We start from the raw sequence: 24,635 nt of genomic DNA on the forward strand, positions 1-24,635 counted from the left end.
GGGGGTCAGAGGGCGGCGTCGGGGGCGAGGCGGCGTGCCTCGGCCGCGCTGATGTCGTCGGGCATCGTCTGGCTCGACATCTCGGCCTCCACCCGGCGGTGGTAGATGTCGATCTCCTCGGCAACCCGGGCGTCGTCCCAGCCCAGGATGGGTGCCGCGAGGGCGGCCGCGTGCGGGGCGGCACTGAGACCGCGGTCGCGGGCCTCGATGGAGATGCGGGTGCGGCGGGTGAGGATGTCGGTGAGGTGCACGGCACCCTCGGTCGCCGCGGCGTACACGATCTCGACCTTGAGGTGCGTCTCACCGCCCGGGAGCAGCTCGCCCAGGGTGGGGTCGGCGTTGATGAGGGCGATGAGCTCCATCGTCAGGGTGCCGTAGCGCTCGAGCAGCGTCTCGACGTGCTCCTGGTCGATGCCGGCGGAGCGCGCGAGGATCTGGGGTCGCTCGCTGAGCCACTCCCAGCCGACGGCGCCGGCGAGCGGCACCTTGTCGGTCGACGACGGCGCCACCTCGGTCCCGAAGTCCCTGACCGCCTCGTCGACGGCGTCCCTGGCCATGATCCGGTAGGTCGTGTACTTGCCGCCCGCCACGAGCGTGAGCCCGGGGACCGGTGTGGCGACGACGTGCTCGCGCGAGACCTTGGTCGTCTCGTCCCGCTCGTCACCGGAGATGAGGGGGCGCAGGCCGGCGTACACGCCGTCGATGTCGTCGCGGGTGAGCGGCGTGACGAGGACCGAGTTGACCGTCTCGAGGAGGTAGTCGATGTCGGCCGACGTGGCCGCGGGGTGGGCCTTGTCGAGCTGCCACTCGGTGTCGGTGGTGCCGATGATCCAGTGCTCGTCCCACGGGATGAGGAAGAGGACGGACTTGTCGGTCTTGAGGATGACACCGGTCTCGGAGTCGATCCGGTCGCGGGGGACGACGAGGTGGATGCCCTTGCTCGCGCGGACCTTGAGCGGGCCGTCGTGGCCGAGCATGGCCTGGATCTCGTCGGTCCAGACCCCGGCCGCCGCGATGACGCGTCGGGCGTGGATGTCGAACTCCTCGCCGGTGCGGTTGTCGCGGGCCCGGACGCCCACGACGCGCTCGCCGTCACGGAGCATGCTCACCGCGGCGACACGGTTGACGACGTGGGCGCCGTGCATCGCCGCGGTCCGGGCGAGCTCGAGGACGAACCGCGCGTCGTCGACCTGGGCGTCGTGGTACTGGATCGCGCCGGTGAGCGCGTCGGGGCGCAGGCTGGGCATGAGGCGCAGCGCGGCCTTCTTGCCGAGGTGGCGGTGCCGGGGGAGGCCGGCGGTCTGGCGGACCCCGAAGGCGAGCCCGTCGTAGAGCGCGATCCCGGACCCGACGTAGAAGCGCTCCCACGCGGGCTTGCTCAGCGGGTACATGAACGGCACCGGCCGCACGAGGTGCGGGGCGATGGTCGTGAGGAGGAGGCGGCGCTCTTGCAGGGCCTCGTGGACGAGGCCGAAGTCGAGCATCTCGAGGTAGCGCAGCCCGCCGTGGATGAGCTTGCTGGAGCGCGAGCTCGTGCCGCTCGCGTAGTCACGCGCCTCGATGAGGCCGGTCGACAGGCCCCGGGTCACGGCGTCGAGCGCCGCGCCGCACCCGACGACCCCACCCCCGACGACGAGGACGTCCAGCTCACCACCGGAGCGGAGGCGCTCGAGGGTGGACGTGCGTGCCGCAGGCGAAAGGGTCACGGTCCCGAGCATAGGTGGAGGTCGGGCCTACCCTGTTGGCTGTGCCCGCACCCCGTCCGGCCTCACGGCTCACCTCCCGCCCGCTCTCCCGGCGCGTCGTCGTCGACTCCTCGCTGTCCCTCGTCGGGGTCGGCGTCCCGACCTGGCTCGCGTCCCGGGGCGGCTGGCTCAAGGGCGCCGCGGGGTCGTCGACTGCCACCGCTGCCACGGCGGCGACCGTCGACCGCGCCGCGCTCACCGCGCGTCTCGACCAGCACCGCACGACGCGCGGCGGAACCATGGGGCTCGTCGTCCACGACCTGCGCAACAACGCCCGCTTCTCCTGGCGGCCGTACACGAACGAGTCGCTGAGCACGATCAAGGTCCTCATCCTCGTCGCGTGCCTGCGCAAGGTCCAGGACACGGGCGTGCGGTTCACCGAGACCCAGCACAGCCAGGCCCGACGGATGATCCAGTCCAGCGACAACGCCGCGACCGACGCCCTGCTCGCCTGGGTCGGCACCCCCAACGTCCAGCGGGCCGCCGGTCTGCTCGCGATGAACGCCACCGTCGTGCGGGGCGGCTCGGCCGGAGGCTGGTGGGGCTACAGCACGACGACCCCCGCCGACCTCGTCACGCTGCTCGACGCGCTCGCACTCGGCACCGCCGTCATCCACGCCGGGCACCGCGCCCACATCCGCCACCTCATGGCCGGCGTGGTCCCGGCGCAGCGCTGGGGCGTGGCCGACCCGCCGCTGCCGGAGAGCGTCTACACCGAGACCAAGAACGGCTGGGGCCCGCTCACCGGCGGCTACCGGCTCAACTCGATCGGGCGCGTCACCGGCGACGGGCGCAACTACACGATGGCGATCCTCACCCGCAGCCCCCAGGGTTTCGCGTACGGCAAGGAGACGATCAACGGCCTGTCCCGCATCGTCCACGCCGCCCTCGTGCTTCCCCTCTGACCCAAGGCTCCTGCCCGGTCGGGGTCAGTCGACGTCGACCCAGTCGAGGGTGCGTTCGACGGCCTTGCGCCACCCGGCATACCCGTCGCGTCGCTGCGCGTCGGACCACTCCGGCTCCCAGCGCTCGGCCTCGGCCCACTTGGCCCGCAGCTCGTCGGTCCCGGACCAGAAGCCGGTGGCCAGCCCCGCGGCATACGCCGCCCCGAGCGCCGTCGTCTCGGCGACGACCGGCTTGCTCACCGGCACGCCGAGGATGTCGGCCTGGAGCTGCATGCAGAGCCGGTTCGCCGTGACGCCGCCGTCGACCTTGAGCGTGGTCAGGGTGACCCCGGAGTCGGCCGCCATCGCGTCGACGACGTCGCGGCTCTGGTAGCAGATCGCCTCGAGCGTGGCCCGCGCCAGGTGCGCGTTGGTGTTGAACCGGGACAGCCCGACGATCGCCCCGCGGGCGTCGCTGCGCCAGTACGGCGCGAAGAGGCCGCTGAACGCCGGCACGAAGTAGACGCCGCCGGTGTCCACGACCTGGGCGGCCAGGCGCTCGACCTCCGACGCGCCGGAGATGATGCCGAGCTGGTCGCGCAGCCACTGCACCGCGCTCCCCGTGACGGCGATGGAGCCCTCGAGCGCGTACACGGGGTCGGCGTCCCCGAAGCGGTAGGCGACCGTGGTGAGCAGCCCGTTGCTGCTGCGGACGAGTTCGGTGCCGGTGTTGAGCAGGAGGAAGTTGCCCGTGCCGTAGGTGTTCTTGGCCTCGCCGGGCTCGAAGCAGACCTGGCCGACGGTCGCCGCCTGCTGGTCGCCCAGGACCCCGGTGATCGGCACCTGCGCGCTCCCGCGGTCCCCGGACGTCCTGCCGTATGCCGTCGCGTCGCTGCTCGCGTGGATCTCCGGCAGCATGCGGCGCGGGATCCCGAAGAAGCCGAGGAGCTCGTCGTCCCAGTCGAGGGTGGTGAGGTCCATGAGCATCGTGCGGCTGGCGTTGGTGACGTCGGTGGCGTGGATGCCGCCCCGGGGGCCGCCGGTGAGGTTCCAGACCAGCCAGGTGTCGGCGGTGCCGAAGAGGGCGTCGCCGCGCTCGGCGGCCTCGCGCACCCCGTCGACGTTCTCGAGGATCCACTGGACCTTGCCTGCGGAGAAGTACGTCGCCGGCGGCAGACCCGCCTTGTGCCGGATCGTCTGCCCGCGCTCGTCCTGGTCCAGCGCCTTGGCGATCGAGTCCGTGCGGGTGTCCTGCCAGACGATGGCGTTGTGCAGCGGGCGGCCGGTGCGCCGGTCCCAGACGATGGCGGTCTCTCGCTGGTTGGTGATGCCGACGGCGGCGAGGTCGCTGCTCGACAGCCCGGCGCTCGTGAGGGCACTGCCGATGACCGTCTGCGTGCGGTCCCAGATCTCCAGCGGGTTGTGCTCGACCCACCCGGCGCGGGGGAGGATCTGCTCGTGCTCGAGCTGGTGGCGCGCCACCTCGGCCCCGTCGTGGTCGAAGACCATGAACCGGGTGCTCGTCGTGCCCTGGTCGACCGCGCCGATGAAGTCCGCCATGGCGGTCACCCTATGACGGGGAAAACGACCCCACCCTCAGGGCCCTGGTGCGGGCTGGTGAGGTGGTCCGGGTGCGGCGCGGCGCCTATGTCCTCGGCCAGGTGTGGGCGGCGGCCGAGCACGAGGAGGAGCTGCGGCTGCGCACCCTGGCGGTCCTGCGGACCCGCGGCGACGACGTGGCCACCCACCAGGCGGCGCTCGCCCTGCACCGCCAGCCCCTGCACGGGGTCCGCCTCGATGTCGTCGACGTGCAGTCGCCCGTCAGCCGGGTGCGGCTCTCGGCGGGTCTGCGGACGCACCCGGGCGCGACCGGCCACACCACCGTCGACGGGGCGAGGTGCGTCTCCGTCGAGAACGCGATCGTGCAGGTCCTCCTGCGGTCAGGGATGGAGGCGGCGCTCGTGCCGCTCGACCATGCCCTCCGCACCAAGGTCTGCACCCTGTCCCGCGTCGAGGCGGCCCTCGGGGCCGTGGCTCCGGCCAGCGCCAAGACCCTCGGCACACGGCTCGTCGAGCTCGCGGACAGCAGGTGCGAGTCCCCGGGCGAGACCCGGACTCGGCTGCTCCTGAACGACCTCGGGTTCTCGCCGAGGAGCCAGGTGACGATCTGCGACGAGCAGGACGCCTTCGTGGCGCGGGTCGACTTCCTCGTCGAGGGGCGTGTCGTCGTCGAGTTCGACGGGTTGCAGAAGTACGCCGGCGCCGACGGGCGAGCCGCGCTCGCCGCGGAGAAGCGGCGCGAGGACCGGCTGCGGTCGCTCGGCTACGTCGTGGTGCGCCTGGTGTGGGCCGACCTCACCCGTCCCGCCCACGTTGCCGACCTGCTGCGACGTGCCCTCGCGCACGCTGCGTCCACGTCGGCCTGAGCGGGACGCGCTTGGCGGCACCTGTCCCGGTTGCAGCCGGGACGCCCTGCGGGTTCCGCGTCATGCGCGAGAGGTGAGGGGGCTGTGAGGGAACGCACGCGGCATACGAGGGGTGCCTGGGCGGCCGGCAGGCAAGGATGGGCGTCATGCAGTTCGGACGCAGCTATGAAGAGTTCGAGGTCGGAGCGACCTACCAGCACTGGCCCGGGAAGACGGTCACCGAGTACGACGACCATCTGTTCTGCCTGCTCACGATGAACCACCACCCGCTGCACCTCGACAGCCACTACGCGCAGGAGTCGACCCAGTTCGGGAAGAACGTCGTCGTGGGCAACTACGTCTACTCGATCCTGCTCGGCATGAGCGTGCCGGACGTCAGCGGAAAGGCGATCGCCAACCTCGAGGTCGAGAGCCTGCGCCACGTCGCGCCGACCTTCCACGGCGACACCCTCTACGGCGAGACCCGCGTCCTCGACAAGTGGGAGTCCACCTCCAAGGACGACCGCGGCGTCGTGCACGTCGAGACCATCGGCTACAACCAGGACGGCACGGTCGTCTGCATCTTCCGCCGCAAGGTCATGGTCCCCAAGGCGAACTACCTCGAGGCGCGAGGTGGCGAGCAGCCCGGGCGCCCGCTCCCGCAGCCGGACAGGAACTGGCCCGGCCCGGAGGCTTCCACCGCCTGAGCTCGACTGGCACGCTGTCGCGCATGACGTCTCGCATCATGCACACCACGGTCGACTCCCGCGACGCCTACGCGCAGTCGCACTGGTGGAGCGAGGTGCTCGGGTGGTCGCAGGACCCGGAGGACCCGAACCTGCCGGGTCACGAGGAGTGCATGATCTTCAGCCCCGACGGGCGCCAGCGGGTCCTCTTCATCGAGGTGCCCGAGGGCAAGTCCGCCAAGAACCGGCTGCACTTCGACCTCACTCCCACCGACCGCACCCGTGACGAGGAGGTCGAGCGGCTTCTCGCGCACGGCGCGACCCTGCACCAGGACCTCCGCACGCCCGAGGGTGGGTGGGTGACCCTGCGTGACCCCGAGGGCAACGAGTTCTGCGTCCTGCGCAGTGAGTCGGAGCGGCCCGACCCGTACGCGCACCTGCTCGGCTGAAGGTCACTCGACCGGGTCCGTGTGCCGGGTGCCCCCTTCGTCGGTCCAGCTCACCGACGTGACCCTCGGTCCGGGACCCGATGCGGGTGAGCTGGCATTGGCCCACGCGAGCACCTCACCCGAGGGCCCGAGCGTGACCGTCGTGAGGCCGAGGACCGTCTGGGCGTCCCATTCGAACGCCACATCCTTCGCGCCCGCGGGGAGCAGGGACAGGCTGCGCCAGGTCCAGTCGCCGCCGTCGGGTTTCTGGCCATATCCCATCGTCGTGCTCTCCCCGCTGCTGAGGGGCCTGGTCGAGCCACCGCTGCCGTCCGCCATGAAGACGCCCATGACCTCCGCGTCGCGGGCGACGAAGAACCGGTCCCCGCCCGCGATCGGGACGCTCGGCAGGAGTGAGCCGTTGGCCGAACGGACCTCGCCGGCGTCGTCGATCCAGATCGTGTTGACGTAGCCGTCCACGTCGGTGGCGACATCGAAGTCGAGGGCGACCGCCTGGTACCTGGTGCCCGGCAACGGCTGGTGGTCCGTCGTGATCCCTCCGCGGCTCGAGCCGTCACGGGTGACGGTGAGGAACGCCGTGGCGTCGGCGGGGGCGGTGCCGAGCATGACGCCCTCGGCGCCGCTGCCCGTGCCCATCGAGACGACGTCCGGGCTGGCGTCCGAGCCAGCGAGCTGCTGGCGCCGGCCGCCCTCGACCGCGTAGAAGACGACGTTGGGCTGGCCGGAGGGCGCCCCCGGGACGACCTCGACGGCATACCGGCCGTCGAGGACCTCGGCCGACACGCGGCCCGCGGCGCCGATGGACGGTGACGGGCCGGCGGGCAGCGCGTCGCGGTCGGCGCCCGTCCCCAGTGCCGCGAAGGCGAACGCCGCTGCGCCCGCGACCCCGGCCACGCCGACAGCGGTCCTGCGCAGGGCGCGGCGGCGGACCCGGCGTCGACCACCGGCGTGCACGGCTTCCTCGTCGACCGACATCGACGGGTTCGGTGGTGCGGCGAGCAGCTCGAGGATCGGGTCAGACATGACGGTCTCCTTCGGTGACGAGCAGGGCGCGCAGGCGGGCGAGGCCGCGGGAGGTCGACGACTTGACCGTCCCGGTGCCGATGTTCAGGGTGTCGGCGACCTCGCGCTCGGAGAGGTCGGCGTGGTGACGCAGGACGACGCACTGCCGTTCGCGCACCGGGAGCTGGCCCAGCGCCGTCGTCAGCTGGTCGGCGAGAGCGACCTGCTCGGACCGGTCGGCCCGACCGCGGTCGGGCGGCTCCGACGTGAGGTCCTCGCGCCACCGGCGGCGGTGGCTGTCGGTGTGGAGGTTGACGAGGACCCGGCGGGCGTAGTTGTGGGTGCCACCCGCGTCGAGCCGCGGCCAGGCGACGTAGACGCGCTCGAGCGTCTCCTGGACGAGGTCCTCGGCGCTGCTCGCACCGCCGGTGAGCAGCCACGCCAGGCGCAGCAGTCGCGGGGAGCTCGACCGCATGAACTCGTCGAACGACCCGTCATCGCGCTTGCCCACGGCACCTCCTCTGGTCACCACCATCGAACCGGACGCCCTTGGTACGGGTGCCCGGTCCGAAAGGTTGTCACGCTCACGATGACGTGTGATCCGCGCGTCTCCGGCAGTGCGCCGTGTCAGAGGTTGCCGGCGGGCCGAACACGCTCGCCGCCCGAGGGCGGGCGGACCCGTTCCGCGCGACGCCGCGCCTAGGGTGAGGGCGTGAGGATCGACCTGCACACGCACTCGACGGCGAGCGACGGCACCCACGACCCCGCCGACCTCGTCGCCGAGGCGAAGGCAGCGGGGCTGGGCGTGTTCGCGATCACCGACCACGACACGACGGCCGGCTGGCGCGAGGCGTCCCGGGCGGCGGTCGAGCAGGGCATCGACCTCGTCCGGGGCATCGAGATCTCGTGCAGCCGCGACCACGAGAGCATCCACCTCCTGGGCTACCTCCCTGACCCCGGTAACCCGGAGCTGGCCCTGGAGCTGGCCCGGGCCCGCGAGAGCAGGATCACCCGCATGGACCGGATGATCCGGCGCATGGTCGACGGCGGAATCGACATCACCGTCGAGGAGGTCCAGGCGCAGGTCGCCCCTGGGGCCACCCTCGGACGGCCGCACCTCGCCGACGCGCTCGCGGCCAAGGGCGTCGTGGCCAACCGCGACGACGCCTTCCGGGAGCTCCTGCACGACGGCAGCCCGTACTACGTGGGCCACTACGCTCCCGACCCGGTCACGGCGATCCGGCTGGTCCGGGACGCGGGTGGCGTGCCGGTCCTGGCCCACCCGTTCGCGATGCGGATGGGCACGGTCACCGACGAGATGGTCGAGGAGCTGACCGCCGAGGGGCTGGCCGGTCTCGAGGCGCACCACCGCGACCACACCCCCGAGGACGTCGCCCGCGCCCTCCGCCTCGCCCAGCGCCACGACCTCGTGGTCACCGGCAGCAGCGACTACCACGGGACCGGCAAGCTCAACCTCCTCGGTGAGCACACGACGGAGCCCGCGCAGTGGTCACGTATCGTCGAGCAGTCCCATGGCGTGGAGGTGGTCCGAGCATGACCGAAGGCGTCGAGCGCCCTCAGCACCCGGAGGACGAGGTCGGTGACCTCGTCCTCACCCTGTCGTGCCCCGACCGCCCGGGCATCGTCGCGGCGGTGAGCCAGCGGCTCTTCGAGCACCGGGGCAACATCGAGGAGAGCCAGCAGTTCAGCGACCACCGCACCGGCCGCTACTTCATGCGGGTGCGGTTCGCGACGCCCGCCGACGGGCTCGACCTCGACGGATGGCGGGCGCAGATCGCCTCTGTCGCAGAGCAGTTCGACATGACGTGGGAGCTGCGACCGGCGGCGACGGCATACCGGGTGCTCGTCATGGTGAGCCGGTTCGGGCACGTCCTCAACGACCTCCTCTTCCGCTGGAAGTCCGGCCAGGTCAACGCCGACATCGTCGGGATCGTCAGCAACCACCCCGACCTCGAGCCGATGGCCCGCTCCTACGGCATCCCGTTCCACCACATCCCGGTCACCCGCGACACCAAGGCCGAGGCCGAGGCTCGGCTGCGCGAGGTCGTCGCCGCGCACGACGTCGAGCTCATCGCCCTCGCCCGCTACATGCAGGTGCTCAGCGACGACCTCTGCCGGGACCTCGGCGGCCGGGTCATCAACATCCACCACTCGTTTCTGCCGAGCTTCAAGGGGGCCAAGCCCTACCACCAGGCCTACGCCCGCGGCGTCAAGGTCATCGGGGCGACGGCCCACTACGTCACGGCCGACCTCGACGAGGGCCCCATCATCGAGCAGGACATCCACCGAGTCGACCACCGCATGGACGCCGACGACCTCGTCGCCGCCGGCGAGGAGGTCGAGTCCCGCGTGTTCGCCCGGGCCGTGACGTGGCACTGCGAGAGCCGGATCATCCTCAACGTGGACCGCACCGTCGTCTTCAGCTGACGCTGTGGACGACGAACCCGCCGTGTCGGCCCCGCTGGCTAGGTTGGCCACGTGACCGTGGAGAGCGCCGGGAGGCCGGTGCAGGCCGAGCTCGCCGGCATGCCGCCGAGGCTGTATGCCGCGAGCCCGTCACGCCTGCTCGCACACGTCGACTGCCCCCGCCGCTACCGCATGCAGTACCTCGACCGGCCGCGTCCGCCGCAGCGGTCGCAGCGCGCCCACACGTCCTTCGGGCTGGCGGTGCACAACGCGCTGCGCGACTGGTGGGACCTGCCGCGCGAGCGTCGCACGGCGGACGCGGGACGCGAGCTGGTCCGCACCTCCTGGATCGACGTGGGGTTCCGCGACCCCGAGCAGTCGGCACGCTGGCGCCGGCGCGCGCAGGACCACGTGTCCGCCTACCTGTCCGGTGTCGACGCGGACGACCAGCCGACCGGGATCGAGCGCACCGTGGCGTTCGTCAGCGGGACGCTGCGGGTCACCGGGCGCATCGACCGGCTCGACGACCGCGACGGCGAGCTCGTCGTCGTCGACTACAAGACGAGCCGCAAACCACTCGGGACCGACGACGCCCGCACGTCGCTCCCCATGGCCCTGTATGCCGCGGCCGTCTGGAAGATGTTCCGTCGCCCCTGTCTTCGGGTCGAGCTCCACCACGTCCCGTCGGGGGAGGTGCTCACCCACACGCACACGCCCGAGTCGCTCACCCGCAAGGTCGACGAGGCGAAGTCGATCGCCCGCGACGCGCAGCGCGCCGACGCGGACTTCGCCGAGCGGGGAGTCGAGTCGACCCTGTTCCCACCGGTGGTCGGCCCGCTGTGCACGTGGTGCGACTTCCGGGCCCACTGCCCCGAGGGCCAGGCGGCCGGTCCGGAGAAGTCGGGGTGGGCCGCCCTCGAGGACGAGGGCGCCCCGCGCCCGGTCGAGGTCGACCGAGGCGACGCCCGCTCAGCCCGATCGCACTGACGGTGGCGCGCGTCCGGGGCCGGCTCAATCCCCTTTCGACGTCGTGACCGCGTCCCCGGTTCCCTGTCGCGGGTCGGTGCCACGATGGGGCCATGATCGTCGACCACGTCGCAGCGACCCGTGCGGACCGCCAAGCCGCGACGCGCCTGCACGGCAGCGGGTCACCGGGCCTCTGGCTCGCGAGACCCGAGGTCGACGGACCCGGCCGCTCGGGGGAGTGAGGCGGCCGTGCAGCAGCGTGTCTCGTTCATCACCCTCGCCGTGCGCGACCTCGCCGCCTCCCACCGGTTCTACGTCGAGGGCCTGGGGTGGACCCCCGAGTTCCACGACCCGACCGAGGTGCTCATGTTCCGCGCCGGGCCGCAGACCGTCCTCTCGCTCTGGGACCGCGCGCACTTCGAGGCCGAGGTGGGGGCGTCGGCCCAGACCGGGCCCGGCGTCGTCCCGATCACGCTGAGCCACAACGTCCACGAGCGCTCCCAGGTCGACGCCGTCCTCGCCGACGCCCGCGCCGCGGGGGCGACCGAGGTGTCGGAGGGCGTGCAGCGCGAGTGGGGCGGCTACACCGGGTACTTCGCCGATCCTGACGGCTTCCGCTGGGAGGTGGCGTTCAACCCGGGCCCGGTCGGGCAGCTCGTCCTCCCCCCCGTGTCCGACACCACCTGAGGGGTGGTCCGCGCGGGGCGGGGTGCCTGAGAGACTGGGGCGCGGGTCCCACGCTCTGCGTGGGCCGGCATACCCACTTTCGTTCAAGGACCTCTCTGTGCCCCCACGCAAGCGCCCCACGGGTGCCACGATCATCGCCGTCGCCAACCAGAAGGGCGGCGTCGCCAAGACCACGTCGGTCGCCTCGCTCGGTGCCGCCTTCGCCGAGCTCGGCAAGCGCGTGCTGCTCGTCGACCTCGACGCGCAGGCCTGCCTGACCTTCAGCCTCGGCGTCGACCCCGACGCGGTCGAGGAGTCGATCCACCACGTGCTCCTCGGCCAGGCGGAGCTCAAGGACGTCGTCGTCGAGTGCGAGGACGGCGTGCACCTCGTCCCCAGCTCGATCGACCTCGCCGGCACCGAGGCCGTGCTTCTCGGCCGCCCGGCGCGCGAGTACGTCCTCCAGACCGCGCTGGAGAGCGCCCGCAAGGACTACGACATCGTGCTCATCGACTGCTCGCCCAGCCTGGGGGTGCTCACCCTCAACGCCCTCACCGCCGCGAGCGGCCTCATCATCCCCATGCCGTGCGAGATGCTCAGCCACCGCGGTGTCGGGCAGCTGCTCGACACCGTCGCCGACGTCAAGAAGATCCTCAACAAGAAGCTCAAGGTCATCGGCATCCTCCCGACCCTCTTCGACGGCCGCAGCAACCACGCGCAGGAGGTGCTCTCCGACGTCGGCGAGCGCTACGGCCTGCCGGTGCTGTCGCCGCCGATCCCGCGCACCGTACGCTTCGCCGAGGCCCCCGCGGTGGGGCGCTCGATCCTCGCGACGTCACGCACGTCCAAGGGCGCCCGCGCCTACCGGGACGTCGCGGCCGCCCTCGTCCCGCAGCTGTAGCCGGCGCCCGAGAGGGCGGATCGCGAGGTCCTGACCGGGCGCTCACCGGGGTTACGGTGGAGACATGCCCACCAAGACCAACGCACTGTCCGTGCCCTCTGCCTCCGCGCCCTTCGAGGCCGTGGAGATCGACCGCCGCGACCTGCGCGACGACGACGTCCGCATCGACATCGCCTTCGCCGGCATCTGCCACAGCGACATCCACACCGTCCGCGACGAGTGGGGCGCTGCCCACTACCCGATCGTCACCGGCCACGAGATCGCCGGGACCGTCAGCGCCGTCGGCGACGGTGTGACGAAGTTCTCCGTCGGGGACCGCGTCGGCGTCGGCTGCCTCGTCGACTCGTGCGCCGAGTGCGAGAACTGCAAGAACGGCCAGGAGCAGTTCTGCTCCAAGGGATCGGTCGGCACCTACAACGCCAAGAACTACGACGGCGAGTGGGCTGCGGGTGGCTACAGCCAGCAGATCGTCGTCACCGAGCGCATGGTCCTGCGGATTCCCGAGGGCTTGGAGCTCGACGAGGCGGCCCCGCTGCTCTGCGCCGGGATCACGACCTACTCCCCGCTGAAGCGCTGGGGCTCCGGTCCCGGCCGCAAGGTCGCCGTCGTCGGCGTCGGCGGGCTCGGCCACATGGGCGTCAAGCTCGCCGCCGCCATGGGCGCCGAGGTCTCCACCCTGTCCCGTTCGGCCGCGAAGGCCGACGACGCCAAGGCGCTCGGCTCCAGCAACCACATCGCGACGAGCGACAAGGCTGCGATGCGCGAGGCCCGCGGCAGCTTCGACCTCATCCTCAACACGGTGAGCGCCGACCTCGACATGGAGGCCTACCTGCGCCTGCTGCGCCCCAACGGCGCCCTCGTCAACGTCGGCCTCCCGCCGAGCAACCTCTCGGTGCGGCCGGGAAGCCTCATCGGCGGCAACAAGGTGATCTCCGGCAGCAACATCGGCGGCATCGGCGAGACCCAGGAGATGCTCGACTTCTGCGCCGAGCACGGCATCGGCGCGACCGTCGAGCGGCTCGACGCGAGTGACACCACGACCATCGACGCGGCCTACGACGAGGTCGTCGCCGGCACGGTGCGCTACCGCTACGTCATCGACACCTCGACGATCACCCCCGGCTGACCGCCCGCCACACCTTTCCCGCCCCCGGCGGGAAAGAGGCCCGGAGCAAGAGAACAGTCCTCTTGCTCCGGGCCTCTTTGTCGTGCTCGGGCCGGTCGTATGCCGTCCGCGCGCGTCAGTCGGTGGCGCCGGCGGGCCTCCCGCCGCGCGTGCGGCGCCGGCTGCGACCCCGACCCGCGGCGTCGCCGCCTTCGGAGCGCGGTGCGGCGGTCTCGGTGCGGGGAGCGGCGGTCTCGGTGCGGGTCTCGCCGCCACGGCCACGACCGCCGTCGCGGGACCCGCGACCTCCGTCTCGTGAGCCTCCGTCTCGTGAGCCTCCGTCACGCGAACCCCCGTCGCGTGGGCCACGGCCGCCGGTGGGGCGGCGCCCGCCGGACTTGCCGGTCTCGCCGAGGTCCTCGAGCACCTCGGCGTCGAGCCCGGCGCGGGTCTGCTGGGACTTCGCCAGGCGGCCCTTGGAGCCGCGCGGGATGTCCATCTGCTCGTAGAAGTGGTCGGACGAGGAGTAGGTCTCCTCGGGGTCCGGGATCCCGAGGTCGAGCGCCTTGTTGATCATCGTCCAGCGGTGCAGGTCGTCCCAGTCGACGAACGTCACGGCGATGCCGGTCTGTCCGGCGCGACCGGTGCGACCGATCCGGTGGATGTAGGTCTTCTCGTCCTCGGGGCACTGGTAGTTGATGACGTGCGTGACGTTCTCGACGTCGATGCCGCGGGCGGCGACGTCGGTGGCGACGAGGACGTCGACCTTGCCGGAGCGGAACGCGCGCAGCGCCTGCTCACGGGCTCCCTGGCCGAGGTCGCCGTGGATGGCCGCGGCCGCGAAGCCGCGCTCGGCGAGGTCGTCGGCGACCTTGGCAGCGGTGCGCTTGGTGCGGCTGAAGATGATCGTCAGGCCGCGGCCGTTGGCCTGCAGCATGCGAGCGAGCATCTCGACCTTGTCCATCGCGTGGGCACGGAACACGTGCTGCGTGACCGCCTTGACGGTCTGCGAGGTGTCGCCCTCGCCCTCCTGCATCGCCCGGATGTGGGTCGGCTGGGTCATGTAGCGACGGGCGAGCGCGACGACGGCGCCGGGCATGGTCGCGGAGAAGAGCATCGTCTGGCGGGCCGGCGACGTCATGGCCAGGAGCTTCTCGACGTCGGGGAGGAAGCCGAGGTCGAGCATCTCGTCGGCCTCGTCGAGGACGACGGTCTTGGCGTGGGAGAGGTCGAGGTGGCCCTGCTTGGCGAGGTCGATGAGGCGCCCGGGGGTGCCGACCACGACCTCGACGCCCTTGGTCAGCGCCTCGATCTGGGGCTCGTAGGCACGGCCGCCGTAGACGGTGAGCACCCGGATGCCCCGCTTCTTGCCGGCGCGCTCGAGGTCGCTCGCGACCTGCACGGCCAGCTCACGGGTCGGCGCGACGGCCAGGGCCTGCGGCTTGCCGCGGTGCGTGAAGCCGTCCCAGGCGTCGTCGCCACGGGCGATGACCTTGTTGAGCAGCGGGATGCCGAAGCCGAGCGTCTTGCCGGTGCCCGTCTTGGCCTGGCCGATGATGTCGTGCCCGGACAGGGCGACCGGGAGGGTCATGGCCTGGATCGGGAACGGCGTCAGGATGCCGTGGCCGGCGAGCGCGTCGACGATGTCGGGGTGGATCGAGAAGTCGGCGAAGGTCTGCACGTCCGCGGTGGCCTGCTTCGTGGCCTCGATGGCGATCTCGTCGGGGATCGCCTCGGCGGCCATCGGGTCGGCAGGGATGGTCTGACTGTCGGTCATGGGAACTCTCTGATCGGCGGCGTCACGCGCGTGAGGCTCAGCGCCGCTGTGGCGGGCCGATCGGAGTTCTTCGGGGTGGGCTCGCGAGGGGCCCGCACACTGATGTTTCGTCGTGCCGACCGGGCACCGTGGACTCGTCCAGCCTAGCGTGCGTATGCCGTCCGCCCCGCCACGCGGCCATGGCTAGGCTGCCCGACATGGAGACGAACGCTGCGGCGGCACTCGAGGACCCGGCATACCGCGCAGCCGTGGTCGACCTGCTCGGCGTGCTCGCCTACGGCGAGCTGACGGCCTGCATCCGGATGGCGAGCGACGCCGACCTGGCGCCGTCGCTGCGGATCAAGGCGCAGATGGCGGGGTTCGCCGCCGCGGAGTACCGGCAGTACGAGCTGCTCGTCGACCGCCTCGTGTCGATCGGCGCCGAGGCGGAGGCCTCGATGCAGCCGTTCGTCGAGCCGTTCTCCGCCTTCCACACCCGCACGGCGCCGAGGAGCTGGGTCGAGGGCCTGGTCAAGGCGTACGTCGGCGACGGCATCGCCAAGGACTTCTACCGCGAGATGGCCTCGTTCGTCGACGCGGAGACCCGTGGCGTCATGGACCACGCGCTCGACGACGCGGGCATGGGGGACTTCATCGTCCGGGTCGTGCGGGACGAGATGCGGACCGACCCGACCGCCAAGGGCCGGCTGAGCCTGTGGGGGCGACGGCTGCTCGGCGAGGCGCTCAGCCAGGGCCAGGCCGTGGCCGTGGAGCGCGACGCCCTCTCCGGGCTGCTCGTCGGGGGTGGGGCCGACCTCGCCGAGATCGGCGAGATGTTCACCCGCCTCACCGACCGGCACAGCGAGCGCATGGCCCGGCTCGGCCTCACCGCCTGAGGTCCTGCGCCCGGCGGCTGCTCGGAAGGCTTCGGCTGCTCGGACGGGGTCGCTCACGGGTTCGGGATGCACGCTCAGTTGCTCCTTCGTCGCAAACGCGCGCATCACGAACCCGTTCGGACCCGTCACCTCCACGTCGGGGCACGGGAAAGGCCCCGGTCCTCGCGAGGAGAACCGGGGCCTTGCCGTTCGTGCGGTGGACGCGTGTGCGTCAGACCTGCTTCTTGTTCGTGGCCATGCCGTAGCCCACGATGAGCAGGGCGGCGACGACGACGCCGGCGAGGAACGGGACGAACTGGAAGCCGCCGTTCTCGTTGTTGTATCCGAGCTGGTAGACGAGCCAGGACGCAATCAGCGAACCGAGGATGCCGAGGATCACGGTCACGACGACGGAGATGCTCTGCTTGCCGGGAAGGACGAGACGAGCGAGCGCTCCGATGATGGCGCCGACGATGATGGCGCCGATGATGGTTCCGATCATGGGAACCCTCCTTTCTGGCCCTGTTGGGCACGATGCAGGTCACCCTGTTGGGGACCTTGACAAATGAACCCTATGCCACATCTGGGCCCGGACCCGATCTGCGCGTCGGCCGAATCTCGAATGTGGCGCCGCCTGTATCACGGCTGATCAGAGATGTTTTTTCACCCCAAAGGGTGAGGTCCGGCGGCCGGTTCAGACCTGGCTGAAGCCGACCCGGCTCTTCTCCGACTCGCCGACGAGGACCCAGCCCAGGGCCCGCCCCGGGACGAGGAGCTCGCGCCCCTTGGTGTCGGTGAGGCGAAGGACGCCACCCTCGGCGAGCGCCGCCTCGAGGGCCTTCGACACCTCGTCGGCCGACGCGTCGGTCTCGAGTGCGATCTCGCGTGCGACGTTCTGCACGCCGATGTTGACCTCCACGGTCTGGTCCACCTTTCGTTCACGGGTGAGCGCGCGGCACGGGCCGGCGCTCAGTTCACTGAGGCTAACCCTGTGCGTCGTCGGAACGTTCCCCACCCACGCGAGGCAGGCCCCCCAGCCCGCGCCACGCGAGCGCGCTCGCCAGACCGGCGGCCTCGTCGCGGGAGAGGTCGGACTCGGCCGCGAGCCAGTGCCGGGCGGTGATCTGCGACATGCCGGCCAGCCCGACGCCGAGGAGCATGGCCTGGTCGTCGGGGATGCCGGAGTCCTCGGCGATGACGTCGGCGATGGCCTCGGCGCACGCGAGCTCGAGGCTGTCGAGGCGGGTCCGCACCTGCGGGACGCTCGTGAGGTCGGACTCGAAGATCATCCGGAACGCGGCGCCCTCGCGGGAGACGAAGTCGAAGTAGGCGCTCGTCGTCGCGGCCACGCGCTCCTCGTTGTCCTCGGTGGGCCTGGCGAGGGCCTCACGGACGAGGCGCTCGAGGGTGTCGCAGTGGGCGTCGAGGAGGGCGAGGTAGAGCTCGAGCTTTCCCGGGAAGTGCTGGTAGAGAACGGGTTTGGAGACGCCGGCGTGCTCGGCGATGTCGTCCATGGCCGCCGCGTGGTAGCCACGGTCGACGAAGACCGCCTGGGCTGACTCGAGGAGCTGGGCTCGCCGCTCGGACCGGGGCATGCGCAGTCCGCGGTGGGGGCTCGTATCCATCACATTCCTGTCTGGCGGTGGCGCTGGGGTGCGGTGCGGATCATGGTACGGAACGCGCCGGGGGCTGATGGGCGTCGCGACGTATCGTGACGTCGTGGACCGCAACTCTGGAACAGGCGGGCGTATGCCGCTCGCCCCGGTAGGCGAGGCGCTCTCGCCGTCCGAGCGGACCCGGTACGCGCGCCACGTGATCCTCCCGGGGATCGGGGACACGGGGCAGCGACGGCTGCGCGCCGCCCGCGTCCTCGTCGTCGGGGCGGGCGGCCTCGGCTCGCCCGTCCTGCTGTACCTCGCCGCGGCCGGCGTCGGGCGCCTCACCGTCGTCGACGACGACACCGTCGACGAGACCAACCTCCAGCGCCAGGTGGTCCACGGTGTCGCCGACGTGGACCGGCCCAAGCCCCACTCGGCCGTGGACGCGCTGGCCGCGCTCGCCCCGGGCGTCGAGGTGGTGCCGGTCACCGCCCGGCTGACCTCCGCCACCGTCCTCGACCTCGTCGCCGACCACGACGTCGTCGTCGACGGCGCGGACAACTTCCCGACCCGCTACCTCGTCGGGGACGCCTGCGCCCGGCTCGGGGTGCCGCACGTCTGGGGGTCGGTCTACCAGCACGACGCCCAGGTGAGCGTCTGGTGGGCGGGGGAGGGCCCCTGCTACCGCTGTGTCTTCCCCGCCCCTCCGGCCCCGGGCGCGGTCCCGTCCTGCTCGACCGGCGGTGTCCTCGGCGCCAGCTGCGGGTCCGTGGGCTCGGTGATGGCGGAGGAGGTCGTCAAGCTCCTCGTCGGGGTCGGCGAGCCCCTCGTCGGGCGGCTGCTGCTGCACGACGCGTGGGCCCAGGAGTGGAGCGCCCTGCGGGTCGTCGCCGACCCGGACTGCGTGGTGTGCGGCCGTGGCGCGGACCCCCGTCGTCCGCTCGGCATCGAGGGCGACGCGACCATGGGCGACGAGCAGGCCTCGGGCACGGACGATCCGGCGCTGCCGTCGCTCTCCGTCGTCACCCTGGCGGACCGTCTGCGGGAGCGCGACGCGGGCTCCGACGCGTTCGTCCTCCTCGACGTCCGCGAGCCTGGTGAGCGCGCCGTGGTGAGCATCCCCGGGGCCCTGCCCGTCCCGCTCGCGCAGGTGCGCAGCGGCCAGGGCGAGGGTCTGGTCCAGGTCGCGACCGGCATACCCGTCCTCGTGCACTGCAAGACCGGAGCGCGCTCGGCAGAGGCCGTGCGCATCCTGCGGGGGCGTGGCGTGGACGCGGTCGACGTCTCCGGGGGCGTGCTCGCGTGGGTGCGCGACGTCGACCCGAGCCTGCCCACCTACTGACGCACGTGTCGGGCGCGGTGTCGGACCGGCGTGATGGAGTTCGGGGGTGCTGACCCTGCGACGAGCCGCCTCGACCGAGGTCGCCCCACCGGACCTCGACGTCGTGCAGCAGTCGGTCGTCGACTGGCGCGGCACCGGCGTGCTTCGCGTCCTCGGGGCGCCCGGCACGGGCAAGTCCACGGTCGCGGTCGAGCTCGTGGCGGCACACGTCGCGGACGGCCTCCGCCCGGACCAGTGCCTCATCCTCGCCGCGTCCCGAAGGGCATCGGCCCGGCTGCGTGACCGGGTGACGTCCCGGGTGGGCGGCACGTCGACCGAGCCGCTGGCCCGGACCTTCCCGTCGTTCGGGTTCGGGGTGCTGCGTGCCGCGGCCGCCCTCGACGGCGACCCGCCGCCGCGCCTGCTCAGCGGACCGGAGCAGGACGTCGTCCTGCGCGAGCTGCTCGCGGGCCACGCCTCGGGCGACACCCCCGGGCCGCGCTGGCCCGAGCGGGTCCGGCTGGCGCTGCCGACCAAGGCGTTCCGCGCCGAGCTGCGCGACCTGCTCATGCGGGCCGTCGAGCTCGGCCTCGACCCCGACGACCTCGCCCGCCTCGGCGCCGAGCACGGCCGCGACGAGTGGGTGGCAGGCGCCGAGCTGCTGCGCGAGTACGACGAGGTGACGGCGCTGCTCACCCCGGGCGCGTTCGACCCGGCGTGGATCCTCGGGGCCGCCTCGAGTGCACTCGAGGACGACGACGTGGCCGCCTCCCTCACCTCGGACCTGCGCCTCGTCGTCGTCGACGACGCCCAGGAGATGACGCCGGCGGCGCTGCGGCTGCTCGAGGTGCTGCGCCGGGTCGCCCCCTCCGCGGGTGTCGTCCTCATCGGGGACCCCGACAGCGCGACCCAGACGTTCCGCGGCGGTGACCCCACGCTGCTGGCCCGCGAGTGGGCCGTCCTCGGCGACGGGCCGACCGTGGCCCTCCCACGCAGCCACCGGCTGCCGCAGCGGCTGCTCGGGGTGACGAGCGCCGTCGCCGGGCACGTGGGGGTCCTCGGCGACAGCGCCCACCGCCGGGTCGAGCCGAGCGCCGACGGCGGGTCGGTGGAGGTGCACCTGCTGAGGTCGGTCAGCCAGGAGGCCGGGTTCATCGCGTCGCGCCTGCGTGCGGCCCACCTGCTCGACGGCGTCGCCTGGGCCGACATGGCGGTCGTCGTGCGGGGGCAGGCCCGCAGCGCGGCCCTGCGCCGGGCCCTGCAGTCGTCCGGGGTGCCCGTGGGCGCCGCCGAGGCCGAGCTGCCGGTGCGCGACGAGCCCGCGGTGCGACCCCTCCTCTCGCTGCTCCAGGTCGTCGTCGACCTCGCGCTGGCCCGGACCGAGGACGTCCCGGTCGACGTGGCCCTCGACATCCTCGTCTCCCCGCTCGGCGCCGCCGACCCGGTCGAGCTGCGGCGCCTGCGGCGGGCCCTGCGTCGTGAGGAGCTCGACGCCGGAGGGTCACGCACGAGCGACGAGCTCCTCGCCGAGGTGCTGCTGCGCCCTGCCGTGCACGACCGGCTCGGCATCGAGGGCCGGTCCGTGCAGCGCGTCGGTCGGATGATCCGGGCCGGCATCGAGGCCTGCGCCGGCCAGGACGGCGGGTGGGCCGCCGGGGCCAGTGCCGAGGGCATCCTCTGGGCCATGTGGGAGGCCTCGCGGCTGGCTGCGGCGTGGCGTGGGACCGCGCTGGCCGGGGGCGCCGCGGGAGCCCGGGCCGACCGTGACCTCGACGCCGTGCTCGCGGTGCTGCGCGCCGCGGCGACCTACGGCGACCGGCTGCCCGGCTCGTCGCCGGAGGCGTTCCTCCAGCACGTCCTCGGACAGGACGTGCCCGGTGACACCCTGGCGGCGAGGGCGCCGTCCGGGGACTCCGTCGCCCTGCTGACGCCGCAGGCAGCCGCCGGCCGCGAGTGGCCGATGGTCGTCGTCGCGGGGGTCCAGGAGGGCAGCTGGCCCGACCTGCGCCTGCGGGGCTCGCTCCTCGGGTCGCAGGACCTCGTCGACGTCGTGCGCGGCCGGGCCGGGGGCCACCGGGCCGCCCTCGCCGCGGTCCGGCACGACGAGACCCGCCTCTTCCACGTCGCCGTGTCCCGGGCCACCCGGTCGCTGCTCGTGACCGCCGTGCGCAGCGAGGACGAGCAGCCGTCGCCGTTCCTCGACGTCGTCGACCCGCTCCCCGACGGCGAGGACCTGCGCCAGCCGAGCGACTGGGCCCGCCCGATGACCCTGCCGGCCCTCGTCGGCGCGCTGCGCCGCGACATCGTCTCGAGCGACTCCCGGCGCCGCGGCGGGGCGATCACCGGGTTGGCGCGACTCGCACGGGCCGGGGTCCCCGGTGCCGATCCTGCGTCGTGGTGGGTGCTGCACGCGCTCTCGGACGACCGACCGCGCCGCGACCCCGACCGGGCCGTCCGGGTGGGGCCGTCCTCGATCGACGGGTTCGCCTCCTGCCAGCTGAGGTGGGCGCTCACGAAGGCCGGTGGCGACGGCCCGATGATCGGCCAGCGCGACATCGGGACGCTCATCCACGAGATCGCCGCCGAGGGCGACGCCGACGCCGCGACGATGCGGGCCGCGCTGGCCGAGCGGTGGCCGCGCCTCGGGCTGCCGGCCGGGTGGTCCACCGATCTCAAGCGACGCGAGGCCGGGCGCATGCTCGACCGTCTCGCCCGCTTCTTCGACGAGAACACCGCCTCCGGCTGGCGCCGGCTCGCCGCCGAGGAGTCCATGCGGGTCGAGCTCGGTCGGGTCGTGCTCAGCGGCACGGTCGACCGGCTCGACGTCGGCCCCGACGGCGGCGTGCGCGTCATCGACTACAAGACCGGGTCGAGCAAGCCGAGGGGTGCCGACGTCCCCCGGCACGCGCAGCTGGGCTCCTACCAGCTCGCCGTCGAGGCGGGCGCGTTCGAGCACCTCGACGTGGCCCCGGAGTCCGCGGGCGCCGCCCTGCTGCACCTCGGCAAGGCGGCCGGCGTCGCGACCTCGATCCAGGTCCAGCCGCCGCTCGGGGACGACGAGGACCCGGCCTGGGCGCAGCGGCTCGTCCTCGAGACCGGTGAGGGCATGGCCGGCACGACGTTCACGGCGACGCCGAGCGACGACATCTGCCGCACCTGCCCGGTCCGCAGCTCCTGTCCCGCCCAGCCTGAGGGGCGGGCCCTGTGACCGCCTCCGTGACCACCCTTCCCGCCGTGCGCTGGTCGGCTGCGGAGGTGTCGGCGGCCATCGGACTCCCGCACCTGCCCACACCCGAGCAGACCGCCGTCATCGAGGCGCCGCTGCGACCCCTGCTCGTCATCGCCGGTGCCGGTTCCGGCAAGACCGAGACGATGGCCGCGCGCGTGGTCTGGCTCGTCGCCAACGGCTTCGTCGAGCCCGAGGACGTGCTCGGCCTCACCTTCACCCGCAAGGCGGCCACCGAGCTGGCCGACCGCATCGGCAACCGCCTGGCCCAGCTGCGCCGCGTCGGGCTGTGGACGCCGGCCACCGTCGACGGCGCACCCGCGCTCGGGGCGGCGGTGAGCGTGTCGACCTACCACTCGTATGCCGGCCGGCTCGTGCGCGAGCACGGGCTGCGGCTGGGCTACGAGTCCGACACCCGCCTGCTGTCCGAGGCCGCCGCCTGGCAGACCGCGCACGAGGCCGTGGTGCGCTACGACGGCCCGATGGACGAGGTCGAGAAGGCCGAGTCCACCGTGACGGCCGCGGTCGTCGACCTCGCCGGCGAGATGGCCGAGCACCTGCAGACGCCCGAGGCGGTCGCCGCCCACCTCGACACCGTCATCGCCCACCTCGAGACGCTCGAGCCGGGGGAGACCCGCAGGAAGGTCCACCCGGCCTCCACCGAGCTCGCCAACCTCCGGCTGCGTCGCGCGGTGGTGCCCATCGTCGATCGCTACGCCCGGCTCAAGCGCAGCCGCGACGCGATGGACTTCGCCGACCAGATGGCGCTCGCGGCGCGGCTCGCGATGACCTTCGACGACATCGGTGCCATCGAGCGGGCGCGTCACCGGGTCGTCCTCCTCGACGAGTTCCAGGACACGTCCGAGGCGCAGCTCGCGCTGCTCAAGGCGTTGTACGCCGCACCGGGGGAGTCGTGCGCCGTCACGGCCGTCGGCGACCCGCACCAGTCGATCTACGGCTGGCGCGGCGCGAGCGCGACGACCCTCACCCGGTTCGCGGTCGAGTTCGCCGACCCGGAGCCGGCGACCAAGCTCGACCTGTCGACGAGCTGGCGCAACGACACCGCGGTCCTCGAGGTGGCCAACCACCTCGCGGAGCCGCTGCGCGCGGCGTCACGGGTGCCGGTGGAGCCGTTGGCCGCCCGTCCCGGCGCCGGAACGGGCTCGGTCGAGGTGGCCCGGCTGCTCACTGCCGCCGACGAGGCCGACCACGTCGCCCGGTGGCTGGCCGACCAGCGGTCACGGGGAGACGTCAGCGCAGCCGTGCTGTGCCGCAAGCGTGCCGAGTTCGCGACGGTCACCGCCGCTCTCGAGGAGCACGGCGTGCCCCACGAGGTGGTCGGGCTGGGAGGACTGCTGCTCACGCCGGAGGTGGAGGACCTCGTCGCGCTCCTCCACGTCGTGCAGGACCCGGCACGGGGCGACCACCTCGTGCGCCTCCTCACCGGCCCGATGACCCGGCTCGGCATCGCCGACCTCGACGCGCTCGCCGCCTGGTCGCGCCACCAGCAGCGGCGACGCGGCGGCGACGTGGCCCGGCACGAGCGCGACCTCGCGCCCGACGCCGCCGACGCGCCGAGCATCGTCGAGGCGCTCGACGCCCTGCCGCCGGAGGGCTGGGAGGGGCCGGAGGGCGAGCGGCTCTCCGACCTCGCCCACCAGCGCCTCGCCGGGCTCGCGGCCACCGTGCGCCGACTGCGTGGCCTGACGTTCCTGCCGCTCGCCGACCTCGTCCTCGAGGCGGAGAGGGCGCTGGGGCTCGACATCGAGGTCCTCTCGAGACCCGAGTACACGCCCGCCGCCGCCCGCGCCCACCTCGACGCCTTCGGTGACGTGGCCGCGCAGTTCTCGGCGAGCGCGGACCGCGCGACCCTCGGCGGCTTCCTCGACTGGGTCAAGGCGGCCATCGACGAGGAGCGCGGACTGGACCGGGGGTACGCCGACGCCACCCCCGACGCCGTGCAGGTCCTGACGATCCACGCGGCCAAGGGCCTGGAGTGGGACGTCGTCGCCGTACCGGCCCTGGTCGAGAGCACCTTCCCCGCGCACCACCTCCACTCGCCGAGCTTCAAGGGCGGGCAGTGGCGCATCTCCGCACCGAAGGACAAGGGGTGGCTCGCCGGCCTGCAGGACGGCGGCCTGCCCTATGCCCTCCGCGGCGACCGCGACGGGCTGCCCGACTTCGGTTGGCCGCACGCCGACGGCTGGGACGACCTCGCCGCCCGGGTCGAGTCCTTCGCCGTCGCCGGGGGTGAGCACGCGGTCGCGGAGGAGCGCCGGCTCGCCTACGTCGCAGTGACGCGGGCACGGCACGCCCTGCTGCTCACCGCCAGCGTCTGGAGCCGACCGAAGACCCCGAGGGTGACGTCCCGGTTCCTCGACGAGGTGGTGGGGCTGGTGGTTCCCGCCGAGTCGCCCGCCGCCCCGGCGACGGTCCGGCGCGGGCCGTGGGAGGAGCTGCCGGTGCCGCCCGAGGACGGCTCCCCGCTGGTGAAGCCCGGCGCCGAGGAGGGGACGGAGTTCGTCTGGCCCGTGGACCACCTGGCTCACCGTCGCACCCGCGCCGCCGCGGCGGCGGCAGCCGTCGGCGCCGCGATCGACGGCGCCGTCGGCACGACGGAGGG

At 72.9% G+C, this 24,635-nt stretch carries 23 protein-coding genes; 15 read left to right on the top strand and 8 right to left on the bottom strand.

Going from position 1 to position 24,635, the window contains the following annotated elements:
* Positions 1-5: 5 nt before the first annotated feature.
* Positions 6-1,718, bottom strand: coding sequence for a glycerol-3-phosphate dehydrogenase/oxidase (locus tag N801_RS15330; protein WP_035939667.1), 1,713 nt, complete (start codon positions 1,716-1,718; stop codon positions 6-8).
* Positions 1,719-1,747: 29 nt separating this feature from the next.
* Between N801_RS15330 and N801_RS15335 the strand changes: the two genes are divergently transcribed.
* The gene (locus tag N801_RS15335; RefSeq protein WP_052113169.1) at positions 1,748-2,650 is read left to right on the top strand and encodes a serine hydrolase; all 903 of its coding nucleotides are present in this window, start codon (positions 1,748-1,750) and stop codon (positions 2,648-2,650) included.
* 24 nt (positions 2,651-2,674) lie between these two features.
* Here N801_RS15335 and glpK read toward each other — a convergent pair whose 3' ends face one another.
* Complete coding sequence (gene glpK / locus N801_RS15340; RefSeq protein WP_035939668.1) at positions 2,675-4,189, bottom strand: glycerol kinase GlpK; 1,515 nt, start codon at positions 4,187-4,189, stop codon at positions 2,675-2,677.
* Positions 4,190-4,236: 47 nt separating this feature from the next.
* Between glpK and N801_RS19900 the strand changes: the two genes are divergently transcribed.
* From N801_RS19900 to N801_RS15355, 3 genes are all read left to right on the top strand, one after another.
* Entirely contained in the window at positions 4,237-5,055 is an 819-nt protein-coding gene (locus N801_RS19900; protein WP_156996802.1) for a putative endonuclease domain-containing protein, read from the top strand.
* Positions 5,056-5,201: 146 nt separating this feature from the next.
* Positions 5,202-5,741 carry a MaoC family dehydratase gene (locus N801_RS15350; RefSeq protein ID WP_035939670.1) on the top strand — a complete coding sequence of 180 codons (540 nt, stop codon included), beginning with the start codon at positions 5,202-5,204 and terminating at the stop codon, positions 5,739-5,741.
* A 23-nt stretch (positions 5,742-5,764) separates the two neighbouring features.
* Entirely contained in the window at positions 5,765-6,169 is a 405-nt protein-coding gene (locus N801_RS15355; protein WP_035939673.1) for a VOC family protein, read from the top strand.
* A 3-nt stretch (positions 6,170-6,172) separates the two neighbouring features.
* On the opposite strand, the gene N801_RS15360 is transcribed toward N801_RS15355, so the two are convergent.
* Both N801_RS15360 and N801_RS15365 read right to left on the bottom strand, forming a co-directional pair.
* Positions 6,173-7,192, bottom strand: coding sequence for a hypothetical protein (locus N801_RS15360; protein ID WP_035939676.1), 1,020 nt, complete (start codon positions 7,190-7,192; stop codon positions 6,173-6,175).
* Complete coding sequence (locus N801_RS15365) at positions 7,185-7,682, bottom strand: SigE family RNA polymerase sigma factor (protein ID WP_035939678.1); 498 nt, start codon at positions 7,680-7,682, stop codon at positions 7,185-7,187. Before N801_RS15365 ends, N801_RS15360 begins: the two co-directional genes overlap by 8 nt.
* Positions 7,683-7,883: 201 nt before the next feature.
* Here N801_RS15365 and N801_RS15370 point away from each other — a divergent pair, with 201 nt between their 5' ends.
* The 7 genes from N801_RS15370 to N801_RS15395 all read left to right on the top strand — a co-directional run bounded on the left by N801_RS15370 (position 7,884) and on the right by N801_RS15395 (position 13,257).
* Positions 7,884-8,729, top strand: coding sequence for a PHP domain-containing protein (locus tag N801_RS15370; RefSeq protein WP_035939680.1), 846 nt, complete (start codon positions 7,884-7,886; stop codon positions 8,727-8,729).
* Entirely contained in the window at positions 8,726-9,619 is an 894-nt protein-coding gene (purU, locus tag N801_RS15375) for a formyltetrahydrofolate deformylase (protein ID WP_035939683.1), read from the top strand. The genes N801_RS15370 and purU overlap by 4 nt, the downstream gene beginning before the upstream one ends.
* 51 nt (positions 9,620-9,670) lie before the next feature.
* Complete coding sequence (locus N801_RS15380; RefSeq protein WP_245618474.1) at positions 9,671-10,585, top strand: RecB family exonuclease; 915 nt, start codon at positions 9,671-9,673, stop codon at positions 10,583-10,585.
* A gap of 92 nt (positions 10,586-10,677) precedes the next feature.
* The gene (locus N801_RS21790) at positions 10,678-10,806 is read left to right on the top strand and encodes a hypothetical protein (protein WP_281175699.1); all 129 of its coding nucleotides are present in this window, start codon (positions 10,678-10,680) and stop codon (positions 10,804-10,806) included.
* A gap of 7 nt (positions 10,807-10,813) precedes the next feature.
* Complete coding sequence (locus N801_RS15385; protein ID WP_035939685.1) at positions 10,814-11,251, top strand: VOC family protein; 438 nt, start codon at positions 10,814-10,816, stop codon at positions 11,249-11,251.
* A gap of 97 nt (positions 11,252-11,348) precedes the next feature.
* Positions 11,349-12,131, top strand: a complete 783-nt coding sequence (locus tag N801_RS15390) for a ParA family protein (RefSeq protein ID WP_035939687.1) — start codon at positions 11,349-11,351, stop codon at positions 12,129-12,131.
* Between the two features lie 64 nt (positions 12,132-12,195).
* Complete coding sequence (locus N801_RS15395; RefSeq protein WP_035939689.1) at positions 12,196-13,257, top strand: NAD(P)-dependent alcohol dehydrogenase; 1,062 nt, start codon at positions 12,196-12,198, stop codon at positions 13,255-13,257.
* Positions 13,258-13,372: 115 nt separating this feature from the next.
* Here the strand turns inward: N801_RS15395 and N801_RS15400 are convergent, their stop codons facing one another.
* Positions 13,373-15,013: a DEAD/DEAH box helicase gene (locus N801_RS15400; protein ID WP_035939691.1), complete on the bottom strand. Its 1,641-nt coding sequence runs from the start codon at positions 15,011-15,013 to the stop codon at positions 13,373-13,375.
* 197 nt (positions 15,014-15,210) lie between these two features.
* On the opposite strand from N801_RS15400, the gene N801_RS15405 reads away from it, so the two are divergent.
* Positions 15,211-15,888, top strand: a complete 678-nt coding sequence (locus N801_RS15405) for a ferritin-like fold-containing protein (RefSeq protein WP_084109085.1) — start codon at positions 15,211-15,213, stop codon at positions 15,886-15,888.
* A 211-nt stretch (positions 15,889-16,099) separates the two neighbouring features.
* Here N801_RS15405 and N801_RS15410 read toward each other — a convergent pair whose 3' ends face one another.
* From N801_RS15410 to N801_RS15420, 3 genes are all read right to left on the bottom strand, one after another.
* A complete protein-coding gene (locus tag N801_RS15410) occupies positions 16,100-16,369 on the bottom strand; it encodes a GlsB/YeaQ/YmgE family stress response membrane protein (protein WP_035939695.1) in 270 nt (89 codons plus the stop codon).
* Positions 16,370-16,561: 192 nt separating this feature from the next.
* Positions 16,562-16,798 carry a DUF3107 domain-containing protein gene (locus tag N801_RS15415; RefSeq protein ID WP_439330541.1) on the bottom strand — a complete coding sequence of 79 codons (237 nt, stop codon included), beginning with the start codon at positions 16,796-16,798 and terminating at the stop codon, positions 16,562-16,564.
* A 52-nt stretch (positions 16,799-16,850) separates the two neighbouring features.
* Positions 16,851-17,492 carry a TetR/AcrR family transcriptional regulator gene (locus N801_RS15420; protein ID WP_035939697.1) on the bottom strand — a complete coding sequence of 214 codons (642 nt, stop codon included), beginning with the start codon at positions 17,490-17,492 and terminating at the stop codon, positions 16,851-16,853.
* Positions 17,493-17,586: 94 nt separating this feature from the next.
* Between N801_RS15420 and N801_RS15425 the strand changes: the two genes are divergently transcribed.
* The 3 genes from N801_RS15425 to N801_RS15435 form a co-directional block, all read left to right on the top strand.
* Positions 17,587-18,807, top strand: a complete 1,221-nt coding sequence (locus N801_RS15425) for a ThiF family adenylyltransferase (RefSeq protein ID WP_342666920.1) — start codon at positions 17,587-17,589, stop codon at positions 18,805-18,807.
* 46 nt (positions 18,808-18,853) lie between these two features.
* Positions 18,854-21,994, top strand: coding sequence for an ATP-dependent helicase (locus N801_RS15430; RefSeq protein WP_084109088.1), 3,141 nt, complete (start codon positions 18,854-18,856; stop codon positions 21,992-21,994).
* A gap of 8 nt (positions 21,995-22,002) precedes the next feature.
* Positions 22,003-24,635 (top strand): ATP-dependent helicase (locus tag N801_RS15435; protein WP_035939713.1); only part of this gene is annotated, 2,633 nt, incomplete at its 3' end.

It is taken from the genome of Knoellia aerolata DSM 18566, assembly GCF_000768695.1.
Lineage (GTDB): Bacteria > Actinomycetota > Actinomycetes > Actinomycetales > Dermatophilaceae > Knoellia > Knoellia aerolata.

Bases quoted from the DNA above. Each gene is read 5' to 3' on its own strand.
- N801_RS15330 (WP_035939667.1), bottom strand. From the start codon at position 1,718: ATGCTCGGGACCGTGACCCTTTCGCCTGCGGCACGCACGTCCACCCTC.
- glpK (WP_035939668.1), bottom strand. From the start codon at position 4,189: ATGGCGGACTTCATCGGCGCGGTCGACCAGGGCACGACGAGCACCCGG.
- N801_RS15350 (WP_035939670.1), top strand. From the start codon at position 5,202: ATGCAGTTCGGACGCAGCTATGAAGAGTTCGAGGTCGGAGCGACCTAC.
- N801_RS15355 (WP_035939673.1), top strand. From the start codon at position 5,765: ATGACGTCTCGCATCATGCACACCACGGTCGACTCCCGCGACGCCTAC.
- N801_RS15360 (WP_035939676.1), bottom strand. From the start codon at position 7,192: ATGTCTGACCCGATCCTCGAGCTGCTCGCCGCACCACCGAACCCGTCG.
- purU (WP_035939683.1), top strand. From the start codon at position 8,726: ATGACCGAAGGCGTCGAGCGCCCTCAGCACCCGGAGGACGAGGTCGGT.
- N801_RS21790 (WP_281175699.1), top strand. From the start codon at position 10,678: ATGATCGTCGACCACGTCGCAGCGACCCGTGCGGACCGCCAAGCCGCG.
- N801_RS15395 (WP_035939689.1), top strand. From the start codon at position 12,196: ATGCCCACCAAGACCAACGCACTGTCCGTGCCCTCTGCCTCCGCGCCC.
- N801_RS15400 (WP_035939691.1), bottom strand. From the start codon at position 15,013: ATGACCGACAGTCAGACCATCCCTGCCGACCCGATGGCCGCCGAGGCG.
- N801_RS15405 (WP_084109085.1), top strand. From the start codon at position 15,211: ATGGAGACGAACGCTGCGGCGGCACTCGAGGACCCGGCATACCGCGCA.
- N801_RS15410 (WP_035939695.1), bottom strand. From the start codon at position 16,369: ATGATCGGAACCATCATCGGCGCCATCATCGTCGGCGCCATCATCGGA.
- N801_RS15420 (WP_035939697.1), bottom strand. From the start codon at position 17,492: ATGGATACGAGCCCCCACCGCGGACTGCGCATGCCCCGGTCCGAGCGG.